The sequence below is a fragment of the Flavobacterium sp. EDS genome (assembly GCF_020991525.1).
GTDB lineage: Bacteria > Bacteroidota > Bacteroidia > Flavobacteriales > Flavobacteriaceae > Flavobacterium.
The window spans coordinates 71,839-92,565 of sequence record NZ_JAJMOZ010000009.1 but is presented as its reverse complement, the minus strand read 5'-3'; the positions used below and the strand labels follow the sequence as shown (position 1 = coordinate 92,565).

At 32.0% G+C, this 20,727-nt stretch carries 21 protein-coding genes; 15 read left to right on the top strand and 6 right to left on the bottom strand.

The window, feature by feature from the left end; all coding sequences use genetic code 11:
• Position 1: 1 nt before the first annotated feature.
• Entirely contained in the window at positions 2 to 1,447 is a 1,446-nt protein-coding gene (locus LPB87_RS14010; protein WP_129538716.1) for an MFS transporter, read from the bottom strand.
• 518 nt (positions 1,448 to 1,965) lie between these two features.
• Here LPB87_RS14010 and LPB87_RS14005 point away from each other — a divergent pair.
• On the top strand, positions 1,966 to 2,910 hold the full coding sequence (locus LPB87_RS14005) for an alpha/beta hydrolase (protein WP_230728296.1): 945 nt from the start codon (positions 1,966 to 1,968) through the stop codon (positions 2,908 to 2,910).
• Positions 2,911 to 2,962: 52 nt separating this feature from the next.
• Here the strand turns inward: LPB87_RS14005 and LPB87_RS14000 are convergent, their stop codons facing one another.
• Complete coding sequence (locus LPB87_RS14000; RefSeq protein ID WP_230728295.1) at positions 2,963 to 4,024, bottom strand: LacI family DNA-binding transcriptional regulator; 1,062 nt, start codon at positions 4,022 to 4,024, stop codon at positions 2,963 to 2,965.
• 233 nt (positions 4,025 to 4,257) lie between these two features.
• Between LPB87_RS14000 and LPB87_RS13995 the strand changes: the two genes are divergently transcribed.
• The 4 genes from LPB87_RS13995 to LPB87_RS13980 all read left to right on the top strand — a co-directional run bounded on the left by LPB87_RS13995 (position 4,258) and on the right by LPB87_RS13980 (position 6,834).
• On the top strand, positions 4,258 to 4,707 hold the full coding sequence (locus LPB87_RS13995) for a YhcH/YjgK/YiaL family protein (RefSeq protein WP_230728294.1): 450 nt from the start codon (positions 4,258 to 4,260) through the stop codon (positions 4,705 to 4,707).
• 4 nt (positions 4,708 to 4,711) lie between these two features.
• Complete coding sequence (locus LPB87_RS13990) at positions 4,712 to 5,380, top strand: bifunctional 4-hydroxy-2-oxoglutarate aldolase/2-dehydro-3-deoxy-phosphogluconate aldolase (protein ID WP_129538719.1); 669 nt, start codon at positions 4,712 to 4,714, stop codon at positions 5,378 to 5,380.
• Positions 5,381 to 5,385: 5 nt separating this feature from the next.
• Positions 5,386 to 6,198, top strand: a complete 813-nt coding sequence (locus LPB87_RS13985; RefSeq protein ID WP_230728293.1) for an SDR family oxidoreductase — start codon at positions 5,386 to 5,388, stop codon at positions 6,196 to 6,198.
• A gap of 75 nt (positions 6,199 to 6,273) precedes the next feature.
• On the top strand, positions 6,274 to 6,834 hold the full coding sequence (locus tag LPB87_RS13980; protein WP_230728292.1) for a DUF2911 domain-containing protein: 561 nt from the start codon (positions 6,274 to 6,276) through the stop codon (positions 6,832 to 6,834).
• Between the two features lie 82 nt (positions 6,835 to 6,916).
• Here the strand turns inward: LPB87_RS13980 and LPB87_RS13975 are convergent, their stop codons facing one another.
• Positions 6,917 to 7,765: a helix-turn-helix domain-containing protein gene (locus tag LPB87_RS13975; protein WP_129538722.1), complete on the bottom strand. Its 849-nt coding sequence runs from the start codon at positions 7,763 to 7,765 to the stop codon at positions 6,917 to 6,919.
• A gap of 82 nt (positions 7,766 to 7,847) precedes the next feature.
• Between LPB87_RS13975 and LPB87_RS13970 the strand changes: the two genes are divergently transcribed.
• The 5 genes from LPB87_RS13970 (at position 7,848) to nadB (ending at position 13,492) form a co-directional block, all read left to right on the top strand.
• Positions 7,848 to 9,014 (top strand): MFS transporter, encoded by a 1,167-nt coding sequence (locus LPB87_RS13970; protein WP_230728291.1) that lies wholly within the window; start codon positions 7,848 to 7,850, stop codon positions 9,012 to 9,014.
• Positions 9,011 to 9,766 (top strand): metallophosphoesterase family protein, encoded by a 756-nt coding sequence (locus LPB87_RS13965; RefSeq protein WP_129538724.1) that lies wholly within the window; start codon positions 9,011 to 9,013, stop codon positions 9,764 to 9,766. The genes LPB87_RS13970 and LPB87_RS13965 overlap by 4 nt, the downstream gene beginning before the upstream one ends.
• Before the next feature lie 170 nt (positions 9,767 to 9,936).
• A complete protein-coding gene (locus LPB87_RS13960; RefSeq protein WP_129538725.1) occupies positions 9,937 to 10,563 on the top strand; it encodes an MCP four helix bundle domain-containing protein in 627 nt (208 codons plus the stop codon).
• 454 nt (positions 10,564 to 11,017) lie between these two features.
• Entirely contained in the window at positions 11,018 to 11,950 is a 933-nt protein-coding gene (gene nadA, locus LPB87_RS13955; protein ID WP_230728290.1) for a quinolinate synthase NadA, read from the top strand.
• An 18-nt stretch (positions 11,951 to 11,968) separates the two neighbouring features.
• Positions 11,969 to 13,492 (top strand): L-aspartate oxidase, encoded by a 1,524-nt coding sequence (nadB, locus tag LPB87_RS13950; RefSeq protein ID WP_129538727.1) that lies wholly within the window; start codon positions 11,969 to 11,971, stop codon positions 13,490 to 13,492.
• Positions 13,493 to 13,720: 228 nt separating this feature from the next.
• Here nadB and LPB87_RS13945 read toward each other — a convergent pair whose 3' ends face one another.
• Genes LPB87_RS13945 through LPB87_RS13935 form a run of 3 tightly spaced genes read right to left on the bottom strand, consistent with a single transcriptional unit; the run spans position 13,721 to position 15,828 of the window.
• Positions 13,721 to 14,974 carry an MFS transporter gene (locus LPB87_RS13945; RefSeq protein WP_230728289.1) on the bottom strand — a complete coding sequence of 418 codons (1,254 nt, stop codon included), beginning with the start codon at positions 14,972 to 14,974 and terminating at the stop codon, positions 13,721 to 13,723.
• 20 nt (positions 14,975 to 14,994) lie between these two features.
• Positions 14,995 to 15,222, bottom strand: a complete 228-nt coding sequence (locus LPB87_RS13940) for a hypothetical protein (RefSeq protein WP_129538729.1) — start codon at positions 15,220 to 15,222, stop codon at positions 14,995 to 14,997.
• Positions 15,223 to 15,231: 9 nt separating this feature from the next.
• Positions 15,232 to 15,828: a TetR/AcrR family transcriptional regulator gene (locus LPB87_RS13935; RefSeq protein WP_129538730.1), complete on the bottom strand. Its 597-nt coding sequence runs from the start codon at positions 15,826 to 15,828 to the stop codon at positions 15,232 to 15,234.
• A 424-nt stretch (positions 15,829 to 16,252) separates the two neighbouring features.
• On the opposite strand from LPB87_RS13935, the gene LPB87_RS13930 reads away from it, so the two are divergent.
• The 5 genes from LPB87_RS13930 to LPB87_RS13910 all read left to right on the top strand — a co-directional run bounded on the left by LPB87_RS13930 (position 16,253) and on the right by LPB87_RS13910 (position 20,688).
• A complete protein-coding gene (locus LPB87_RS13930) occupies positions 16,253 to 16,984 on the top strand; it encodes a YggS family pyridoxal phosphate-dependent enzyme (RefSeq protein WP_129538731.1) in 732 nt (243 codons plus the stop codon).
• 29 nt (positions 16,985 to 17,013) lie between these two features.
• Positions 17,014 to 17,721 (top strand): ATP-binding protein, encoded by a 708-nt coding sequence (locus tag LPB87_RS13925; RefSeq protein ID WP_129538732.1) that lies wholly within the window; start codon positions 17,014 to 17,016, stop codon positions 17,719 to 17,721.
• 394 nt (positions 17,722 to 18,115) lie between these two features.
• Positions 18,116 to 18,415 (top strand): metalloregulator ArsR/SmtB family transcription factor, encoded by a 300-nt coding sequence (locus LPB87_RS13920; protein WP_129538733.1) that lies wholly within the window; start codon positions 18,116 to 18,118, stop codon positions 18,413 to 18,415.
• A gap of 11 nt (positions 18,416 to 18,426) precedes the next feature.
• Entirely contained in the window at positions 18,427 to 19,533 is a 1,107-nt protein-coding gene (locus LPB87_RS13915) for an NADH:flavin oxidoreductase (protein ID WP_230728288.1), read from the top strand.
• A gap of 417 nt (positions 19,534 to 19,950) precedes the next feature.
• Positions 19,951 to 20,688 carry a DsbA family oxidoreductase gene (locus LPB87_RS13910; protein ID WP_230728287.1) on the top strand — a complete coding sequence of 246 codons (738 nt, stop codon included), beginning with the start codon at positions 19,951 to 19,953 and terminating at the stop codon, positions 20,686 to 20,688.
• The last annotated feature ends 39 nt before the right edge of the window (positions 20,689 to 20,727 follow it).

Below are 20,727 nucleotides of genomic sequence, written 5' to 3'. Positions count from 1 at the left end.
TTTATAGGTTTGTTATAGGTGCGTACTTAGGTACTAAAAGCTTCATTACTGACCATCCAGTTAAATAACAAATAGCACAAATTGAGAAAATGATAAAATATCCCGCTTCAATTCCTTGAAAGCCCATAAAGGACATATTCGTTTCTTTACTATAATCAAATAATAATCCTGAACCTTTATTAATCATTGTAGAGCCTACTCCACCAGCCAAACCGCCAATACCTGTTATTGTCGCAATGGCTTTTTTTGGAAACATATCTCCAACAGTAGTGAATATATTAGCAGACCAAGATTGGTGAGCTGCACCCGAAATACCAATTATGATTACTGGTAACCAATAACTAATATATCCTAGAGGCTGCGCTACTAAAGCTAATAGCGGAAAGAAGGCGAAAATCAACATCGCTCTCATTCTTCCTTCATATGGGTTCATTCCTTTCTTCTCTACAAAATATGTTGGCAACCAACCACCAATGATCGATAATAAAGTAATCATGTATAAAACAAATAATGGTAAAGCGGCTTCTGTAGAATCCATTCCGTAAACAGAACTCAAATAAGCAGGAGTCCAGAATAAGAAAAACCACCAAACTCCATCGGTCATAAACTTACCAAAAGCAAAAGCCCAAGTTTGCTTGTATTTAAAGCAGTCCATAAAAGATACTTTATCCGTATTCTCAGGAACATATCCTGCTAACTTGCTATCTGCAATATCATCTTGTTGTATATATTCTAATTCTGCAGGACATACTTTTGGGTGTTTTTCAGGCTTATCGTACATAAAAACCCAAAATCCCATCCAAACGAAACCTAATGCTCCAATAATAATAAAGGCCATTTCCCATCCAAATGATTTTGCAATAAACGGAATAGATATCGGGGCCGCCAATGCACCAACGGTAGCACCAGCATTAAATATGCTTGTCGAAAATGCTCGGTCTTTTTTAGGGAAATATTCAGCAGTTGTTTTAATAGCTGCAGGAAAATTACCTGCCTCACCTACTGCCAAAATAAAACGAGCAAAAATGAATAAGGTAACACTCACATTAATTACCATTCCAGTGTCATTAATTGTACTGATAATTTCTTTAGATTCTTCAAAACCTACAAACCAGTGTCCTGTTATTATTCCTGAAGTTGCAATACCACAAAAAGCATGTAAACAAGCTCCTAAAGACCAAATTCCAATAGCCCAAAGAAAACCTCTTTTAGTATCCATCCAATCCACAAACCTTCCAGCAAACAATAAAGAAACGGCATAAAAAATAGAAAATAAAGCAGTAATATTTCCATAATCATTATTTGTCCAGTGGAACTCAGGAGCTATATAATCACTCCATGTTAAGGATAAAACTTGTCTGTCTAAATAATTAATAGTTGTAGCAAAAAATAACAAGGCACATATACTCCAGCGATACTTTCCAGCGGATTTAGTGGTTTGATTCATGGTTTTGGTTTATTATGGTAGTTAAAAATTATTTGCTTTAATTCCTTCGATATAATTGATAAATTCAAACAGAAATTAAATTTATGTAATCGATTGCACAAATATAGTTTTTAATCCTAACTTTGCAAATAAATTAAATATATTTTTAAAAAAACCACTTAAATAAACATATCACACAAAAAAAATAATATTTAAATACTCATTAACCAATATATTTGTTAAATACAGTTTTTCGAAAAAAAATTAAAAATGAAAGATGCCAAGCACTATAAATACAATAAGTAGTTATATGTATTTTAAGACTTAAAAAATAAAACAAACGCATAGAAACATAGTTCTGATGGTTATCAGAATAGAATTAATAATCATAAAGATGATTAAAGAAAATCTAAATTTTTTCAAATAGTTATGAGGCCAATTTTAAGTGAAACGGCTAATTATTGGTAAAAAAACTATATTTCTATGTGTTAAATAAATATTACTGTACTTAACAGCTTAATATCATTAAATTTTAAAAAATGAAAAAAAATAAGAATCTAAAAAACCACCTTACAATTGTAATCTTGATTGTAACCTTAAAAATAACAGGACCAATATATGCACAGGATAAAATTATTCCGCTTTGGATTACACCTATTCCAAATGCAATAAATAATGCTGAATATACAGAAAAAGAAGTCCTAAAAGATGGAATCGTAACTAGTGTTAGTCATGTTAGTGTCCCAACATTAAGCATATTTACACCACATGAAACCAAGTCAAATGGAACTGCTATTTTAATTTTTCCGGGAGGAGGATATTCACATTTATCGATAGATAAAGAAGGTACAAAAGTAGCAAAATGGCTGAATACCTTAGGAATTACAGCATTTGTCATAAAATATAGATTACCCAGCGATTTGATAATGAAAGATAAAACTATCGGGCCATTACAAGATGCTCAGGAAGCTATGCGATTTATTAGAAAAAATGCTAGTCAATGGGATTTGGATTCAACAAAAATAGGTATTATTGGCTTTTCTGCAGGAGGCCATTTAGCATCAACTTTGTCAACTCATTACAATGATATTGTTTATAAAACTGATTATTCAATTAGTGCTCGTCCTAGCTTTTCAATTTTAATTTATCCAGTAATAAGCATGACTAAAGAAGTGGTTCATAAAGGATCACAAACTAATTTATTAGGGACAAATCCTTCTCTGGAATTAATAAATAAGTTCTCAAACGAAAAAACCGTTACTTCAGATACTCCCACAGCTTTTCTTGTGCATGCAACAGATGATACGGTAGTTCCTTCAGAAAATAGTATCAATTATTATTTGGCACTCAAAAAAAACAAAATACCTGCAGAATTGCATTTATACGAAAAAGGCGGCCATGGCTTTGGATTAGGCGTAAAAGATACTAGTCAATTTTGGACAAGAGATTGCCTAGAATGGTTAAAAGCTAATGGATATTTATAAAAGATTTAAAAAATACTAGACATTTTAGTCCCTTTAAGCCTCAAAACCCCTTTTACCTCTCCGAATAATTCTCCTTTAGAATAATTTCAAGCGGAATATAATGTGTGTTTTCGACAGGTTCTTGTAATACTAATTTTTTATACAAGTAATTAATTCCCATATACCCTTGTTCCTCTGGTTTTTGGTTAATTAAAAAATCAATTACACCACTTTTTAAATATTCTACATTCTCTTTTAGTAAATCATAACCAATAATTCGAACACCTTTAATGTCATTTTCTTGCAGAAAACGAGCTATGATATAAGCTCTGGAATTCGTTACAAAAACACTATTAACATCTGTAAACATCTCTTTATTCAATTGACTAATTCCTGAATCTTTGATTGTAACTTCTGAAAATTTAAAATTTGAGAACTCATCACGATCGATAAAAAAAGAATAGAACCCATCAATACGCTGTAAATAAGCCGATGTACTATCAATTTCTCTCGTTATCTTAAAGATTAAAACTTTCTTCTCTTTTTGTAAAGAAAAACTAACAAGCCTACCTGCTAAATACCCACTCTGAAATGCATCCTGACCAACATAAGCGTATTTTTGATTTCTTACTATATTAGAATCAATCATAACAATTGGAATACCTTTCTTTTTATATTCGCTAAGAAAATGAACAGATTCTTTGTAAAAAACTGGAGCAAATAGTAATCCGTCACATTTAAAATTCATTACTTTTTTGAGGTGTTTTTTAAAAGATGTAGTATTATAATCATAGAAAAAATAATCTAATACGACTCCAAATTTACCAAATTCGATAGCCGCTTTTTCAATTCCTGCAATTTGACTTTTCCAATATTCTAAATTTTCATATTTAGGTAAGAGCACTGCAAAATGAAATTTTCTATTTAAAGCAAGATTACTCGCTAGAATATTTCTTTCGTATCCATATTCCTCGATTATAGCATTCACTTTTCTAACATTATCTAAAGTAACCTGCCCCCGATTATGAATAATCCTGTCAACTGTTCCGGTAGAAACATTAGCTAATTCTGCTATTTTTTTTATAGTTATGATACTTATTATCTTTAAGTTAAAAGTAATTTTATATAAATGCAAAATTAATTTTTATTATTGAAGATACCTTGTTTTAGATAACATTTTACATACATTTGTTACAATCCGTGTGCGTACACGTAATTTTCTTTTATACCAATAAGAATCAAACGTTTTATAGAATAGAAATTAGATATACTCCAATAATTTAATCTAAAACATACGAAAAAAAATATCCCTCTTCATTATATTTTAAAAAACACAGTTTAAATAATTAGAAATCAAAAAAAATAAAAATGATAATAGACACATTAAATAATGCATCAAAATATTACAATTTACATCCTAATTTTAAAAAAGCATTTGACTACATATACGAAAATGACATAGCTAATCTTACCGAAGGAATACATGAAATTGCAGAAGGTTTAAAAGCTATAGTCATAATAGGTGAAGGAGCTACAAAAGAGGAAAGTATCAAAGGTTTTGAATGTCATGATAAAAATATTGATATCCAAATTTCAATAAATGGTCCAGAAGTTTTTGCATGGAAACCAAGAGAAAAATGTAGTAAGCCAAACGGAGATTATAATGATGAAAAAGATGTACGCTTTTTTCATGATGCTCCAGATATGTTTTTTCAGCTGCACGAAAAACAATTTGCTATTTTATATCCCGAAGATGTTCACGCAGCAATGATTGGCAATGGAATATTAAAAAAAATTGTAATTAAAGTAAAAATATAACACTATGGACAACATTCAGAATACAATAGACACAATAACAAACCAAGGAATTCTTCCACTTTACTTCAATACTGATGAAATTATTAGTTTAGCAATTCTAAGAGCGCTTTATAAATCTGGAATAAAAGCAGTAGAATATACCAATAGAGGTCCTGAAGCAGTGACTAATTTTAAGAAAATGGTTGCTATTAGAGATCTAGAAATGCCTGGAATGTTATTAGGAATCGGAACAATAAAGAATATTGAGCAAGCCGAACAATATGATGCAATTGGTGCAGATTTTTTTATAAGCCCTGGTTTCGTTCCTGAAGTTTCTCAATTTTTGCAAAGCAAAAAAAAGCTTTATTGCCCTGGATGTATGACACCTACAGAAATTATTACCGCTGAAAATGCTGGAATAAAATTCATAAAACTATTCCCTGGAAACATTCTAAGTCCAAAATTTATGAATAGCATTAAAGATATATTTCCTTCACTACATTTTATGACTACTGGTGGTGTTGACACAACTCACGCAAGTATCAATAGCTGGTTTTCTGCTGGAGTTTCAGCAGTCGGAATGGGAAGTAAACTCATTACCAAAGAACGTACAGACAACGGAGATTATGATGGCATAGAAAATGAAACCAGAAAAGTTCTTCAAATAGTACAGATCATACAAAAGCAATTATAAATAATATGGATTCGATATTTAATCTAAAAGGTAAAATAGCTTTAATAACAGGTGGTGCTGGTGTATTGGGAAGTAATTTTGCCAATGTTTTGGCTAAACAAGGCGTTATCACAGGAATCGTATCCCAATCTATTGAAAAGGCGAACAAAATTGTAGAAAACATACAAAAAAATGGCGGGCAAGCTTTTGCAATACAAGCAAATGTATTAAAAAAAGAAGATCTTGAAAAAGCCCGAGATTTTATTATTGCTAAATATGGCCAGCTCGACATCCTTATAAATGCAGCAGGTGGAAACATGCCTGGGGCAACTATAAATCCTGATCAGGCAATATATAATATGAATGCCGATGATTTACAAAAAGTAATAGATCTAAATATAATTGGTACCATCTTGCCTTCTCAAGTATTCTCAGAACTTTTCGCCAAACAAAAAACAGGAAATATTATCAATATCTCATCTGCATCTGCGCAAAGACCCTTAACTAGAGTAGTTGGTTATTCAGCATCTAAGGCAGCTATTGATAATTTTACACAATGGATGGCGGTTGAACTAGCCTCCAAATATGGTGAAGGAATTCGTGTAAATGCAATTTCACCCGGTTTTTTTATTGGTGAACAAAATAAAGCATTACTATTGAATCCCGATGGAAAGCTAACGCTTAGAGGTCAAAAAATCATCGATCAGACTCCTATGGGAAGATTTGGAACTCCCGAAGACATAAATGGAGCGCTCTTATTTTTATGTAGTGATATGTCAAAGTTTGTAACAGGAACAATCATTAAAGTCGATGGTGGATTTGCAGCTTCAAGTATTTAAAAAATAAAAAGATATAATGTAATTCCTCAAACATATTTCTCTTACTTTGTGTAAACTATAAAAATAATTACAATTATGAAAAACCCTTATCTACTATTAATCATCTTATTGACAGTTTTTTCCGTAAATGCACAAGATGTTAATTTCGCTCCTTTGGATACTAGCCCAGTTGACATTAGTTATTATCCGCATAAAGCAGTTAAATCAAAAAAGACTGATACTCCGTCTGCTGTTATCAAAGTAGTTTATTCAAGACCTTCTGCAAAAGGCCGTGCTATTTTTGGTGAACTAATACCATTTGGTAAAGTTTGGCGTGTTGGAGCTAACGAAAATGCCGAAATTAAATTTTACAAACCTGTTACAATTGGAGGTAAAAACATTCCAGCTGGAACTTATAGTTTGTTTGCTATCCCTGAAAAAGACAAATGGACTATTATCATCAATAAAGAAATAGATTTATGGGGTGCCTATGCTTATGATGAAAGTAAAGATATTGCAAGAGTTACTGTTCCTGTTAAAGCAGTGCCAAATACAATTGAAGCTTTATCGATTGCTTTTACGAATCAAGGTTCGGTAGCAAATCTGGTAATTGGCTGGGATAAAACAACAGTTGAAGTTCCGATAACAATTAAATAATTCAAAAATGTGTGAGAAGTGAAATGCTGTTTGTAAAATGTATATTTCACTTCTCACACATTTTATTTCTTAGTTTTACATTTTACAAAATTGCCTTTCTTCGCACATCCTTCGGATTAAGCCCCGTTTGTTTTTTTAGAAATTTATTAAAATGACTTACATCTGAAAAACCAAATTCGTTGCTTATTTCTTTCATTAAAACAGTACTATGTTTAAGACGATTTTCGATCAATTTATATTTATAATCGTCAATGTATTTCTTTATAGAACCACCAGTTTGCCGCTTAAACAAACTGCTTAAATGATTGGGCGCCATATTAAAATGAGCAGAGAGAACCATCAGATTTAAATTAGCTGGTACACGAATTTCTTTGTGGATATAATTCATAATACCTACAAGCAAGCCTTCATTCAAAATCGTATTGGTGCCTAGTGACTGAAATGCATTTTTCTTGATTACTGCAAATACGCTTCGTATTAAATAAAGAAGCACTTCGTGAGAACCATTTTGACTACCACCATCCCACTCGCTGACAATCAATTGCATCAGATGATTTATTTTATCTAATTCCTGAGGAGAATCAACTAATTTCCCGTCTAAATTACTACTTATACCAAGCAATTGGTCTAAGACTTTATTCCATTCGCTTTTGGCAGTATCCGATGAAGTTCCATCGAGATAACGGTTATTAAATTTTAATACACTAAACTCCGTCTCTTTATCTATAATAAAAAGGTGATAATCTGATGGACATAACAAAAAAATGCAAGGCCCTTTATACGAAACCTCTCCTCCGTTTAATTGATGCAATCCACTGCCTGAGTGAATAAAAACCAACTCAAAATGATTGTGATTATGAACCGGAAACGGCCATATTTCGGTTGTAAAATGCCGAATAAATAAAGGAGTATGCTGAATAAATCGTTCCACTGATTGTTGTTTTTTTACAAAAATACAGTTTAAATGTACAATTTTTAGTTTTAAGCGTACAATAGCTTTGCAAAAAAAGTTTATGAATAAAACTAGTTTCAAACCAGCGGTGATTCCGCTTATGGCAGTCTCAGCGGGTGTAATCGTTGCTAATATATATTACAATCAACCTATACTCCAGGCAATTGCTTTATCTCTTAAAGTAACCGAAACTCAAATTGGAAAAATTTCAATGCTTTCTCAATTAGGATATGGATTAGGAATGTTCTTTTTACTTCCGCTTGGTGACAAAGTTAATCGTAAGAATCTTATTCTGCTATTGTGTTCATTACTGGTGCTAACTTTGTTTTTTATAACATTGACATCTTCATTAACAGCATTATATATACTCAGCTTTTTTGTTGGCTTATTTTCTACTCCAGCACAAATTATACTTCCAATGGCTGCAACTTTAGGTAAAGAAAATAGAGGTAAAAATGTGGGAGTTGTCTTCAGTGGAATATTAGTGGGGATATTAGGTGCACGTGTTATTAGTGGTTTTATAACCGAACTGCTTGGTTGGCGTTATGTTTTTGGAATATCAGGAGTAATGGTACTTGCCGTTACGCTAATGCTAAAATTATACTTGCCAGAAGTACCTTCAAAATTTAAAGGCAGTTATTTCCACCTCATAAAATCAACATTAGCGCTTATTCCAAAATACCCAGTTTTACGACAAACAGCACTTTTAGGATCCTTTACATTTGGTGTGTTTTGCTCCTTTTGGACAACGCTTACCTTTCATCTGAGCAGTCCCCCTTTAAATTATCATTCAGGAATAATAGGTCTATTCGGTTTAATTGCTATTGGTGGAGCATTAGTTGCACCTTACTTTGGCAAATTAGCAGATAAAGGAAATGTAAGAAACTCATTAATTACTACAGTTTCAATGATAATAGGTAGTATTGTACTCCTAAAACTCTTCCCCTATTCTATTCCAGTTTTAATACTTAGTGTTTTCTTTTTAGATATTGGTGTACAAGCAACCCAAATCACTAATTTTACACGTATATATAGTTTACACGAAGAAGCGCATAGTAGACTAAATACCATATACATGACTACCTATTTTATTGGTGCAGCAATTGGTACTTATTTTGGACTTTTAAGCTGGAAGATAGGTAAATGGGATATGGCAACATGGCAAATGCTTTTATGGAGTAGTATTGCATTAATAATAGTAATTTTTTCAAATAAACGTAAAGCATGAAGAACATAGCGATAATTAGTGATATACATGGTAATTTACCAGCACTAAAAGTAGTTCTGGAAGATATAAAACAAAGAAATATAGATGAAATATATTGCTTAGGCGATTTAGTCGATTTTGCTCCTTGGCACAATGAAGTTATTGAACAAATTAAAGAATTAGAAATTCCTTGTCTAATGGGCAACCATGATGAGCGCATTGCATTCGATTATGAAGTAACACCGCTACCGAAACACAATCCTGAGGAAAGAGCGGCACGCGTTAACGGAATTAACTATACCAAACAAAGCATAAAACCAGAAAACAAAGAATTCTTAAAAACACTTCCTGAAAGGTTTTTATTAAATTTTACTATTTCGGGAGAAAACAGAAAAGTACTACTGGTACACGCCAGCACAAGAAGTAATGATGAATATATCTATGAGAATCATGATCTTAAAGATGTACAGTCGATGCTTGCGGAAGAAAAAGCTGATATTATTATTATGGGGCACACACACAGACCCTACATAAGACCAGTAGAAGCGACTAAAGACTCTCCTGCTGGAATTCTGATAAATTGTGGTTCGGTAGGGAGATCAAGAGAAAATAGTCCGCTGGCTACCTACTTGATATTACATATTGATGAAGAAAAAATTATTCCTGAGATTGTCAAGTTAGAATATCCAGTAAACGAAGTAATAAAGGCTATAGAAAAAAGTCCAATTCCAAATTTTTATGCAGAATTCCTAAAAAAAGACTTGGCTATTTAATTGATTTCTAGAGAAGCTAAACTGATATCAAACAACAAATTAAAATGATTATATTATTTTTAATTTGTCTTAAATAATTTTTTTAAGAAATATCCAACGAGCATATTTAGAATAGAAATAACAAAATTGTTCCAAATAAATAATTATATTGCAATATATATTAATACAATATGATGGGTTTAAAAAACAGTAGTAAGAAAACAAAAGCCGCGTTTATACTGGCAATTGTAATGCTAATTATAATACTAAGTACCTTTAATACATTACGAAACGCCGAAACTACTAACGAAAACATCAATGCAATTTATAAAGATCGCTTAGTTGTTTCGACCTATATCTTTCATTATGCTAATGAATTAAATCTTGTAAAAGCAAATGCTGTAAAAAATAACGATGACACCGAAAAAGCCGATGCTATTATTACATCCATTCATAATATTAAAGCAATAAACTTATTATATCATAACACTGTTTTAACTCCAAAAGAAAAGGAAGATTTTGGTGTTTTTATTGCTATCTGTGACAAAATAAACAAACAAGTACAGGGAAAGCAATGGCAAGAAGTAGAAAGAGCAGCAGATCAAGCATTAGTTACCTTAGAATCACTTTCTAAAATTCAAGTTGATGAAGCCAAATTACAATTGGAGAATGCCAATAAAACATATAACCAATATAATATGTTGGCACAACTAGAGATTGCCTTATTGATCGTTTTAGGTATTGCAATAATTTATTTATTACTAACCAAAAGACACAAACGCGTTATTAAAATTCCCGAAGGACCTAGTCTTAATTAGTATCAAAAAACTTATTCATTAAATTATTAAAGCCTGTAAGTGCACAAATTCATTTTGCATTTACAGGCTTTCTTCCTATTTTATTACTTCTACCTCTAAAGAAATTAAATATTAAATCAAAAAAAGGTATTTCATGATTTAAATCATGAAATAGAACTAGCCTCAATAATATCTTTACACTGTAAAATCCTAAAATTATATTTTAAATAATTATAATTTAAGATGTTATAAAAACAATTGTAGTATAAATTATTGAATAAATTTCTTCTAAACTGGATACACTATTTAGAAATTGTAAAATGTGTAATAGCCCCCATAAAAAGCAAAAACAATTCATATAATGCGTTTTTCGGTTTGGAAGTTATTTATTTGAAAGTTCCGTTTCTAAAAAAAGTAAAAATATAATTTAGATATTCTTCCTATCTGATTTAATAGTATCGATAAAAATAAATACATGGATCAACCATTCTTAATTTCTGAAATAAACCGATTAAAGCAAGAAAAAAATGCAATTATCCTTGCTCATTATTACCAAGAAAAAGACATACAAGATATAGCCGATTTTGTAGGTGACAGTCTTGAGTTATCAAAAAAGGCAGCTAATACTGATGCGGCTATAATCGTTTTTGCAGGAGTATATTTCATGGCAGAAACAGCCAAAATTCTCAATCCAAATAAAAAAGTGCTCTTGCCAGATCTCAACGCTGGATGCTCCCTTGCAGATGGCTGTTCCCCACATAATTTTAAAAAGCTGAAAGAATTATTTCCAAAGCATATAGTAGTAACTTATATCAATTCTTCCGCAGAAATAAAAGCGATGAGTGATTGGGTATGCACCTCTTCAAATGCAAAAAAAATCATAGAGGCGATTCCTAAAGAACAAGAAATAATTTTTGCCCCAGATAAAAACTTAGGGATGTACTTAAAAAAAGAAACAAACCGTGATTTATTATTATGGGATGGTTCATGCATCGTTCATGAAGCTTTTTCATTAGACAAACTAATCGAAATATATAATACTAATCCAGATGCAAAAATTGTTGCACATCCAGAATCAGAAAGACATATATTAGAAACTGCACATTATATTGGATCAACATCCGGAATGCTCAATTTTATCAAAAATGATTCTGCTACAACATTTATTGTAGCAACCGAAGCAGGAATCCTACATCAGCTTGCAAAAGATGCGCCACAAAAAATAATTATACCAGCCCCATCACACGAGGATAATACTTGTGCTTGCAGCGAATGTGCATTTATGAAAGTCAATACTTTAGAGAAACTATATTTATGCCTAAAAAATGAAAGTCCAGAAATTAGCATTAATGAAGAATTAAGAATAGAGGCCATAAAGCCTATAAACAGAATGCTCAATTTATCATAAATATCTAAATTAATCAAAATGAAGAAAGCAGATATACTTATAATTGGTTCAGGAATAGCAGGTTTATTTTTTGCAATAAAAACGGCAAAAAAACGTCCTGATTTATCAATTGTAATAATGACAAAAGAAAAAGCGCAAAACTCCAACACCCAAATGGCACAAGGAGGTATTGCAGTTGTTACAGATCATATCGAGGATAGTTTTGAACAGCACATTCAGGATACCATACAATCAGGTGGAGGACTTTGTGATGAAGAAATCGTAAGAATGGTAATTAACCAAGCACCAGAGCGATTAAAAGAGCTTATCGATATTGGCGTTTCTTTTGATAAAGATAAATCAGGAATTTGGAATTTAGGCTTAGAAGGAGGTCATTCGCAACATCGAATCTTACATCACAAAGATATATCTGGGGCTGAAATCGAAAAAAAACTAATACATACTATAAACCAACTATCTAATATTACACTATTAGAAAATCATTTGGTTATTGATATAAATACCAAAAAAAACAAAGGAAACCCTTCATGTACAGGAGCTTTTTATTGTGATAAAATAAATAATAAAATAAAATACATTCAAGCTAAAACGATTGTATTGAGCACAGGAGGATGCGGGCAACTATTTAAAAACACTACAAATCCAGAAATTGCAACAGGAGATGGTATCGCAATAGCATCAAGAGCAGGAGCTTTAATAAAAGATATACAATACATACAATTTCATCCTACAGCATTATACGAAGGAGACAAAAATCCATTCTTTTTAATTTCAGAAGCAGTAAGGGGTTTTGGAGCACATATCGTTAATGAAGACGAAAAACGTTTTATATTCAAACATGATACCCGCGGAGAATTAGCAACTAGAGATATTGTTTCGCAAGCTATAAGCGAAGAAATGGAAACTTCAGAGAAACAACATGTTTATTTAGATTGCCGTCATTTGAATTATGAAGAGTTTTATAACCACTTTCCATCTATTACAGATTATTGCAATATAATTGGACTAAATCCAAAAACAGATTTAATTCCTATTGTTCCAGTTGCCCATTATCAATGTGGTGGTATAAATGTTAACGAGAATTCAGAAACGAATATAAAAAACCTGTACGCCATAGGAGAATGTTCTAGAACAGGATTACATGGCAAAAATAGATTGGCTTCAAACTCATTATTAGAAGCATTAGTCTTTGCACATCAGGCTTCAAATCAAATCGAAAAAACTATCGATGGAGTTTCTTTTTCATCAAAAAAGATCATGTCAGATTTTAATGAACCTCTAATTAATATCCATTCTGATAGTTTTATTCGATTGAAGTCTGAATTGCAATCGTTAATGACAATTTATTATACAAATAAAGATACCGATTTCCGAAAACTATTAGATAAAATAGAGTTGATGAAAATGAAAACAGTCTCATTATTGTACGAAAAACAAAAAATCACAACGCAACTAGTAGAATTTACAAATATGCTTACAGTTGCTAAAATTGTCATTGAAAGTAATATGCGACATTTTTATGAAAAAAGTGCAAGTTATTAAACCCCTACAAAAAGCCTCTTATGAAATTTTCATAAGAGGCTTTTCTTTTTTATACCATATCCCAGATTAGTTTAGTCACAGTAATCAGTGTTCACTAACACCAATAATAATCATTTGAGTATTTACTCTCAATAAAAAACCAGTATGCAGAAATAAGTATTCAGTTTTCATTTCACATCCCACATCTCTCATCCTACATCCTACATCTCACATTTCACCATCAAGCCCCTAATTTTTCACTGCCAAAGCCTTTTCTTTCGATTTAACAAGTTGATTCACTCTCCAAATAAAAAATATAGAAAAAAGAGAAACAACTGAAATTACATATCCCAGGATATCATAATTTTCTAAAGGAGAAGTTTTGGTTTCTTGATGAACAATTAATCCAGCACAAACAGCGGCAATACCACCAGCAATTTGTTGCATCGAAGAAGTAATTGACATATAAGCACCACGATCTTTCATTTCAGGGATACCCGTATTAAGAGTCGTTGCAGGAACCATACGGCTCATAATTCCCATAAACATAATCATAGTAAGACCAACAATCTGCCATAGAGGAACAGGACCAAGATTAGTATAAATTATGATGATAACAATCGTCAATAAAGATCCCGCAGTAAACAACCAAAACTTGTTAACCTTATCGCTTAATTTTCCAATAATAGGCATGATGAAAAGTACCGAAAGTCCGGTATAGAAAAACACCATTGGCAAATCTAATTGGCTTATTTTTATATTATTTACCAAAAATGCACTACCAAAAGGCTGTAACATAAAACCACCTATAGATAAGAATGCAATAGCCATAAAACCAACCTGATAGTCTTTATTACTTAAAGTATGCCATAAATGTAAAAAAGGGCTTTTATCCGATTGTAACTCGAGGTGTTTCACTACAGGTTTCATCTTGATTACAATTGTAACAAGGATAAGAATTCCTAATCCAGCAATCATTAAAAAAGACGAATGCCAACCCCAATGATTTGCAAAATAAATCCCTAACGGAATCCCCAAAATCTGACTTGATGCAAATGCCATTTGTATGAATCCCATCACACGGCCTCGCTGATGAATCACAAATAAATCGGTTACAATAGCCAATGATACCGAACCAATAACACCGCCAAAAAGACCAGTTACAATTCTGGCTGCAAGTAACAAAGCATAATTCGTTGCCAAGGCACAACATACAGTACCGATAATAAAACCTGTATAAAAGAAAATCAGCAATTTTTTTCGGTCAAATTTATCTGCAAAACCCGCAGCAAGCAATCCTGATATACCCGCACTGAATGCATAAGCAGAAACAGTCAACCCAAAATTTGCAGTAGTCATATCTAGTTTTTTCATCAGTATATCCCCTAGAGGAGAAATAACCATAAAATCTAAGATTACCGTAAATTGTAAAAGTGCCAATAAGACAATAATGTATTTTTGATAAGAAGAAAATGGGGGGATTTCTAATTTTGTTTTTTCCATTTTGATGATTCTATTTTTTATTAATTTAATTCTTGGCATTCATGTCCAAGACCATTTATAATATTGATTATCGTTTCGGCAGTAAGGGATTCCGAAACAATGCGTAATACGCAATCTACATCTTCAGTATCGATGCTCCATTGCAGAATATTTACGTGATTATTTAGCGTTTTAGTCACTTCACAATCAGTGCATAGTTGTTCTATGTTTGTTTTAAAAATATAGATTTTATCTAAATCTGTTTCCATAGTGTTATTTTATGGTTTTAATGCTCTTATTGAGGCCTGAAAGGCTTCTTTCATCATTTCTTGAGTAAGTTTAAATGGCTTTCCACCCATGCTTTTCCCTTCATTATGAAAATTAAGTAACGTATATAAAGGGCCGTAGGCAATGCTCCAAAAAACTTCAAATTGCATCTCAACTATTTCTTTATTTTGCAATGCATTAGTGATAAATTGTTTCATGATTATTCTAAAATCAGAAAATTTGGTAGTAGAATTTAATATATCCTCAGCATGTGGAGATTGCTTTATCACTTCAAAAAAAGCTACTTTCTTAGGATGCTTAAATGTAAAAGCCGCACGATTCTGCCATTGAATCCATAAACCTTCCTCAAAACTCATATCAGGCGAAAAATTCTCTATGGTGGATGTAAAGAATTCTATCGCAATTTCTGCCCCAATTTTTTTAATCAAATCATCTTTATCTTTGTAATAAATATAGAGTGTCGCTACAGAGATTTTGCACGCTTTTGCTAGCTTATTCATGCTAAAGCCCTGAAAGCCATCCTGAACAATTAACTCAATCGCATTAGTAACAACTAACTTCTCTTTGTCTATATCTCTTACTCTCATTATTACAAATTTTTAGCAAATATAAAACAATAAGTGAATGAACGCTCTTTTATTAATTATTTTTTTATTTATGCTTAAAAATTAACTGTAAAGGGCACAAAGTTTAAAGCTATGGCTAAAAAGTTTTCACCATTAAGGCATTAAGTTTCATTAAGGATAAAACGTAACTTTCTTAATCTCTTAATGGTGAAAAAAATCTTTCTAATCTTTTTAATCTGTGGTAAAAAACAAGGACTAAACTTAATTTTTCTTTATTTCTTAATGGTAAAAAATTATTTAACTCGCAGTTAAATAAAACTTCAAGTCTAAATTTCTTAGCACCTCAGAACCTTTGTCACTTAGAACCTTAAAAAAAACTGGACCATAAGCAAAACTTGAAACTGGATTACTATCATGATCCACACCTACTTACCTTTGCATAATTATGAAAGACACGATAATTTCAAATTTAAAACAGATTCATGACCGCATTGAGAATGCTTGTATATTATCAGGCAGGAACAAATCGGATGTGCAATTGCTATTGGCTACCAAAACTGTTCCTGCTGACAACATACGCATAGCAATAGAAGCAGGTGAAACTCTGATAGGCGAAAATAAAATGCAGGAATTACGAGATAAAGATTCCGTATTAAAAGAATTGCATATCGAACGTCATTTTATAGGCCATCTGCAAACCAATAAAATAAAAGATGTCCTAAAATATGCAACTTGTATTCAGTCTTTAGACAGGCTTAGTTTAGCTCACGAATTAGACAAGCAATTACAAAAGCAAGGAAAAAACATAGATGTATTTGTACAAGTAAATACTTCGTATGAGGAAAGTAAATTCGGACTTGCCCCAAATGATGTCATTCCGTTTATCAAAGAAATTAAAAAATACGACAGACTGAAAATTAAAGGTTTAATGACAATTGGATTGCTAGATGTACAAAAAGAAAAAATGCAGCCTTCACTCCGATTATTACGAGAAATAAGAGATACTATTTATGCTGAAGGAATAGAAAATCAGACTAAATTACTACTTTCTATGGGAATGTCACAAGATCTGGAACTAGCTATAGCCGAAGGTTCTAATATAGTACGAATAGGCACATCGATTTTTGGCAACCGCTTTTTAGGAAAAGAAATCTGGAATGAGAATATTGCAGAATAAACCATAATTTTGCATCAAATAAAAATCAGATGAATCTATACGAACTTACTGTAAACGATACCGAAAAAGTAGCTTTAAATGACTTGCTTTTTAGCGAAGAAAACAAAGTAGCTTTGTCACAAACCATAAAAGAACATCAATATATTGATGAACTAAGAAAATACAACCTTAAAGTAGATAATAAAATATTTTTATACGGGCATACAGGTTGCGGAAAAACAACCACAGCAAAAGCGATTGCAACTGCTTTGAATAAAAATATCGTAATAATAAATCTAAGCACATTAATTAATGCCCGAATTGGAGAAACTTCCAGAAATGTAAAGGCAATATTTGATAAGGCCATTCGCGAAAAAGCTGTTTTATTCTTAGATGAATTTGACCAAATAGGAAAAAGTCGAGAAAGTGACGATAAGGATGTTGGCGAAATGCGCAGGCTTGTAAACACAATCATTCAGTTAATTGATTATTTTCCAGATGATAGTCTATTGATATGTGCAACAAACCATTATAATATCATAGACACTGCATTATTGAGAAGATTTCAGATACGATTGAAATTTGAAATGCCTGATGAAAAACAATTGGATTTATATTATGATAAATTACTAGTAACATTTCCTGTACATCTGCAAGATATTCAACGTAAGTATCAAATCTCTTATGCCGAAGCCAAAGATTACATCCATACTACAATGAAAAAACAAATCATTGAAGAATTAGAACTCCAAAAATAATTTTAACCACATAAGTGATATAAGTAAACACCAATTGCACGAATTCATACTAATTGATTGGTGCAAATTTGTATTTATTTCTTTTCAATAAAGCTCCCCTATCCTGCAAGGCCTTTTTTAAACCTCGCAGGTCTAATTATATCTACAAAAAACAAGGCAACAAATTTCGCGTTGTTTTCCTTAAGAGGTTTTTGATACCAATAAAATCTTAAAATAATTATGACAATACAATTCAAATCTACAAGATTTAAAACCCATTAAAACTTCAAAAAGGCTTTAAATACCCCATATAACACTGACTTACAACAAGTTTTCACACTATTCCCTATCATAAAATTTTCCTAAATACTTTTTCTAATATTGACATATCGGAAAAAGTCGATATATTTGCACTATGGAACATATCGAAATATTTAAAGCATTATCAAACAAGTCCCGACTACTTATGTTGGAATGGCTAAAAGAACCCGAAATTAACTTTCCGAAGCAACAATCTTGTGGCTTTGAGCATGGTGTATGCGTGGGAGAAATACAAGCCAAATCAGGACTTACACAATCGACTGTTTCTGAATATTTATCCATTCTTCAACGTGCAGGATTCATAGAATCAACTCGTGTCGGACAATGGACCTATTACAGACGCAATGAAAAAGCATTTGTAGAACTAAGCAAAATAATTGAATCGAATTTATAAAAAGAATTAATATGAGTACAGATAGTTTATTTACGCCTTTTAAATTAAAGACGTTAGATCTTAAAAATAGAATTGTAATGGCGCCTATGACGCGTTCATTTTCTCCTAATGGAATTCCTACTGACGAAGTAGCAAAATATTATCAAAAAAGAGCCGAAGGTGAAGTTGGCTTAATTTTATCGGAAGGGACTGTTATAAACAGACCTTCATCATCAAATGATGCCAATGTACCTCACTTTTATGGGGATGAAGCATTAGCTGGATGGAAAAAAGTAATCGATGGTGTTCATGCCGCTGATGGAAAAATGGGACCACAAATTTGGCATATGGGTATCATGGATAATCATCATTCAGGATGGGTACCACCTGTACCATTTGAAGGACCATCAGGATTAAACCGACCAGGTTTTAGCAATGGTAATACGATGACCACAAAAGATATCGAAGATACTATCCTTGCATATGGACAAGCAGCTGCCGATGCCAAAAGATTAGGTTTTGACTGTGTTGAAATACACGGAGCACACGATTATCTTATCGACCAGTTTTTCTGGGATGCAACAAATCACAGAACCGATGCTTACGGAGGTAAAACACTTGCAGAACGTACTCGTTTTGCTGTAGAAGTTATCAAAGAAGTAAGAAAACAAGTAGGAGAAGATTTTGCAATAATCATCAGACTTTCACAATTTAAACCAGCTGATTACACGTATAAATTAGCTAAAAATGCTCTAGAAATGGAAGCTTGGCTTGCTCCTTTAGTAGATGCTGGTGTAGATATTTTACATTGTTCACAACGTCGTTTCTGGGAACCAGAATTTGAAGGTAGTGATTTAAACTTTGCTGGATGGGCAAAAAAAATAACAGGAATACCAACAATTACAGTAGGTTCAGTTGGACTTTCAAGTGATTTCTTTGGTGCATTTGCAGGCGAAAGCTCTCAACCAACATCTCTAGACGAATTAACTAGACGCATGGATAGAGGTGATTTTGATCTTGTAGCAGTTGGAAGACCTTTGCTTTCAGATCCAAATTGGGTTGCCAAAATAAAACATGGAAAAACCGAAGATCTAAAAGGTTTTACTAAAGAAGCTTTAGGCCAATTGGTTATTGAATAAATATAGAAACCTGTACACGTTTCTTAAGAAAGCTGATTACTTTCACCCATTTAAGTAATCAGCTTTTATCTTTTTTGAGATACTGAGATACTAAGGTTCTAAGAAATTGAGTATAAAAATCTTATTTAACCATAAATTAAATGATTTTTCACCATTAAGAAATAAAGAAAGATTAAGCTTAATCCTTAATGAAACTTAATGCCTTTATGGTAAAACTTTTTTAACCTACAGCTTAAAAACTTTGCATACTTTGCGTAAACCCTTGCGCCCTTTGCGGTTAAATTTAACCATTCAAAATAAAGAAAACTAGGCTTTATCCTTAATGAAACTTAATACCTTAATGGTAAAACTTTTTTAACCCTACAGATTATAAAACTTTGTGGTTAATCTAAATACAAAATATTAAAATAAAACACCATGGAAATAATAGGAACCCCTAAAATGAAAGTAGAAGTTTGGAGCGATATTATGTGCCCATTTTGCTACATTGGAAAACGAAATTATGAAACTGCACTTAACAAATTTGCTGACAATAAAGACATAGAAATTGTTTGGAAAAGTTTTCAACTTGACCCAAACATTCCAGAACAATTCGACCAAAAAGAAAACGTTTACCAATACCTTGCTAACAGAAAAGGCTTTAGCTACGAAGATTCAGTGAGAATGCATCAAGGAGTTGTTCAAACTGCAAAAAATGCAGGATTAGAATATAACTTTGATAATGCAGTTATTGCTAATTCATTCAATGCGCATCGAATGATACAATTAGCAAAAACAAAAGGACTTGGAGATCAAGCTGAAGAACGTTTATTTTATGCTTATTTTACTGAAGGAAAAAACTTTGGAGATTCACAAGTTTTAGAAGAATTAGGAAAAGATATCGGATTAACAGCTGAAGATGTAAAACAATCTTTGACTGATGACCAATATGCTGATAAAGTAAAAAGTGATATCCAGGAAGCTCAAGATCTTGGTATAAATGGAGTTCCGTTTTTTATCTTTAATCGTAAATATGCAATTAACGGCGCACAAGCTCCTGAAACATTTTTGCAAACATTAGAAAAGTCATTTGGAGAATGGAGAAAAGATAATCCAGTTACAAAATTGGATATAATCGATGGTCAGTCTTGTACTCCCGATGGGAATTGCATCTAACTAGCACTCCAATAATTTAGATATAAATAAGCCTTCTGT

Bases quoted from the DNA above. Each gene is read 5' to 3' on its own strand.
- nadA (WP_230728290.1), top strand. From the start codon at position 11,018: ATGGATCAACCATTCTTAATTTCTGAAATAAACCGATTAAAGCAAGAA.
- LPB87_RS13925 (WP_129538732.1), top strand. From the start codon at position 17,014: ATGAATCTATACGAACTTACTGTAAACGATACCGAAAAAGTAGCTTTA.
- LPB87_RS13915 (WP_230728288.1), top strand. From the start codon at position 18,427: ATGAGTACAGATAGTTTATTTACGCCTTTTAAATTAAAGACGTTAGAT.
- LPB87_RS13940 (WP_129538729.1), bottom strand. From the start codon at position 15,222: ATGGAAACAGATTTAGATAAAATCTATATTTTTAAAACAAACATAGAA.
- LPB87_RS13930 (WP_129538731.1), top strand. From the start codon at position 16,253: ATGAAAGACACGATAATTTCAAATTTAAAACAGATTCATGACCGCATT.
- LPB87_RS14005 (WP_230728296.1), top strand. From the start codon at position 1,966: ATGAAAAAAAATAAGAATCTAAAAAACCACCTTACAATTGTAATCTTG.
- LPB87_RS13935 (WP_129538730.1), bottom strand. From the start codon at position 15,828: ATGAGAGTAAGAGATATAGACAAAGAGAAGTTAGTTGTTACTAATGCG.
- LPB87_RS13945 (WP_230728289.1), bottom strand. From the start codon at position 14,974: ATGGAAAAAACAAAATTAGAAATCCCCCCATTTTCTTCTTATCAAAAA.
- LPB87_RS13920 (WP_129538733.1), top strand. From the start codon at position 18,116: ATGGAACATATCGAAATATTTAAAGCATTATCAAACAAGTCCCGACTA.
- LPB87_RS13990 (WP_129538719.1), top strand. From the start codon at position 4,712: ATGGACAACATTCAGAATACAATAGACACAATAACAAACCAAGGAATT.
- nadB (WP_129538727.1), top strand. From the start codon at position 11,969: ATGAAGAAAGCAGATATACTTATAATTGGTTCAGGAATAGCAGGTTTA.
- LPB87_RS13985 (WP_230728293.1), top strand. From the start codon at position 5,386: ATGGATTCGATATTTAATCTAAAAGGTAAAATAGCTTTAATAACAGGT.
- LPB87_RS13960 (WP_129538725.1), top strand. From the start codon at position 9,937: ATGATGGGTTTAAAAAACAGTAGTAAGAAAACAAAAGCCGCGTTTATA.
- LPB87_RS13995 (WP_230728294.1), top strand. From the start codon at position 4,258: ATGATAATAGACACATTAAATAATGCATCAAAATATTACAATTTACAT.
- LPB87_RS13965 (WP_129538724.1), top strand. From the start codon at position 9,011: ATGAAGAACATAGCGATAATTAGTGATATACATGGTAATTTACCAGCA.
- LPB87_RS14010 (WP_129538716.1), bottom strand. From the start codon at position 1,447: ATGAATCAAACCACTAAATCCGCTGGAAAGTATCGCTGGAGTATATGT.
- LPB87_RS13910 (WP_230728287.1), top strand. From the start codon at position 19,951: ATGGAAATAATAGGAACCCCTAAAATGAAAGTAGAAGTTTGGAGCGAT.
- LPB87_RS13970 (WP_230728291.1), top strand. From the start codon at position 7,848: ATGAATAAAACTAGTTTCAAACCAGCGGTGATTCCGCTTATGGCAGTC.
- LPB87_RS13980 (WP_230728292.1), top strand. From the start codon at position 6,274: ATGAAAAACCCTTATCTACTATTAATCATCTTATTGACAGTTTTTTCC.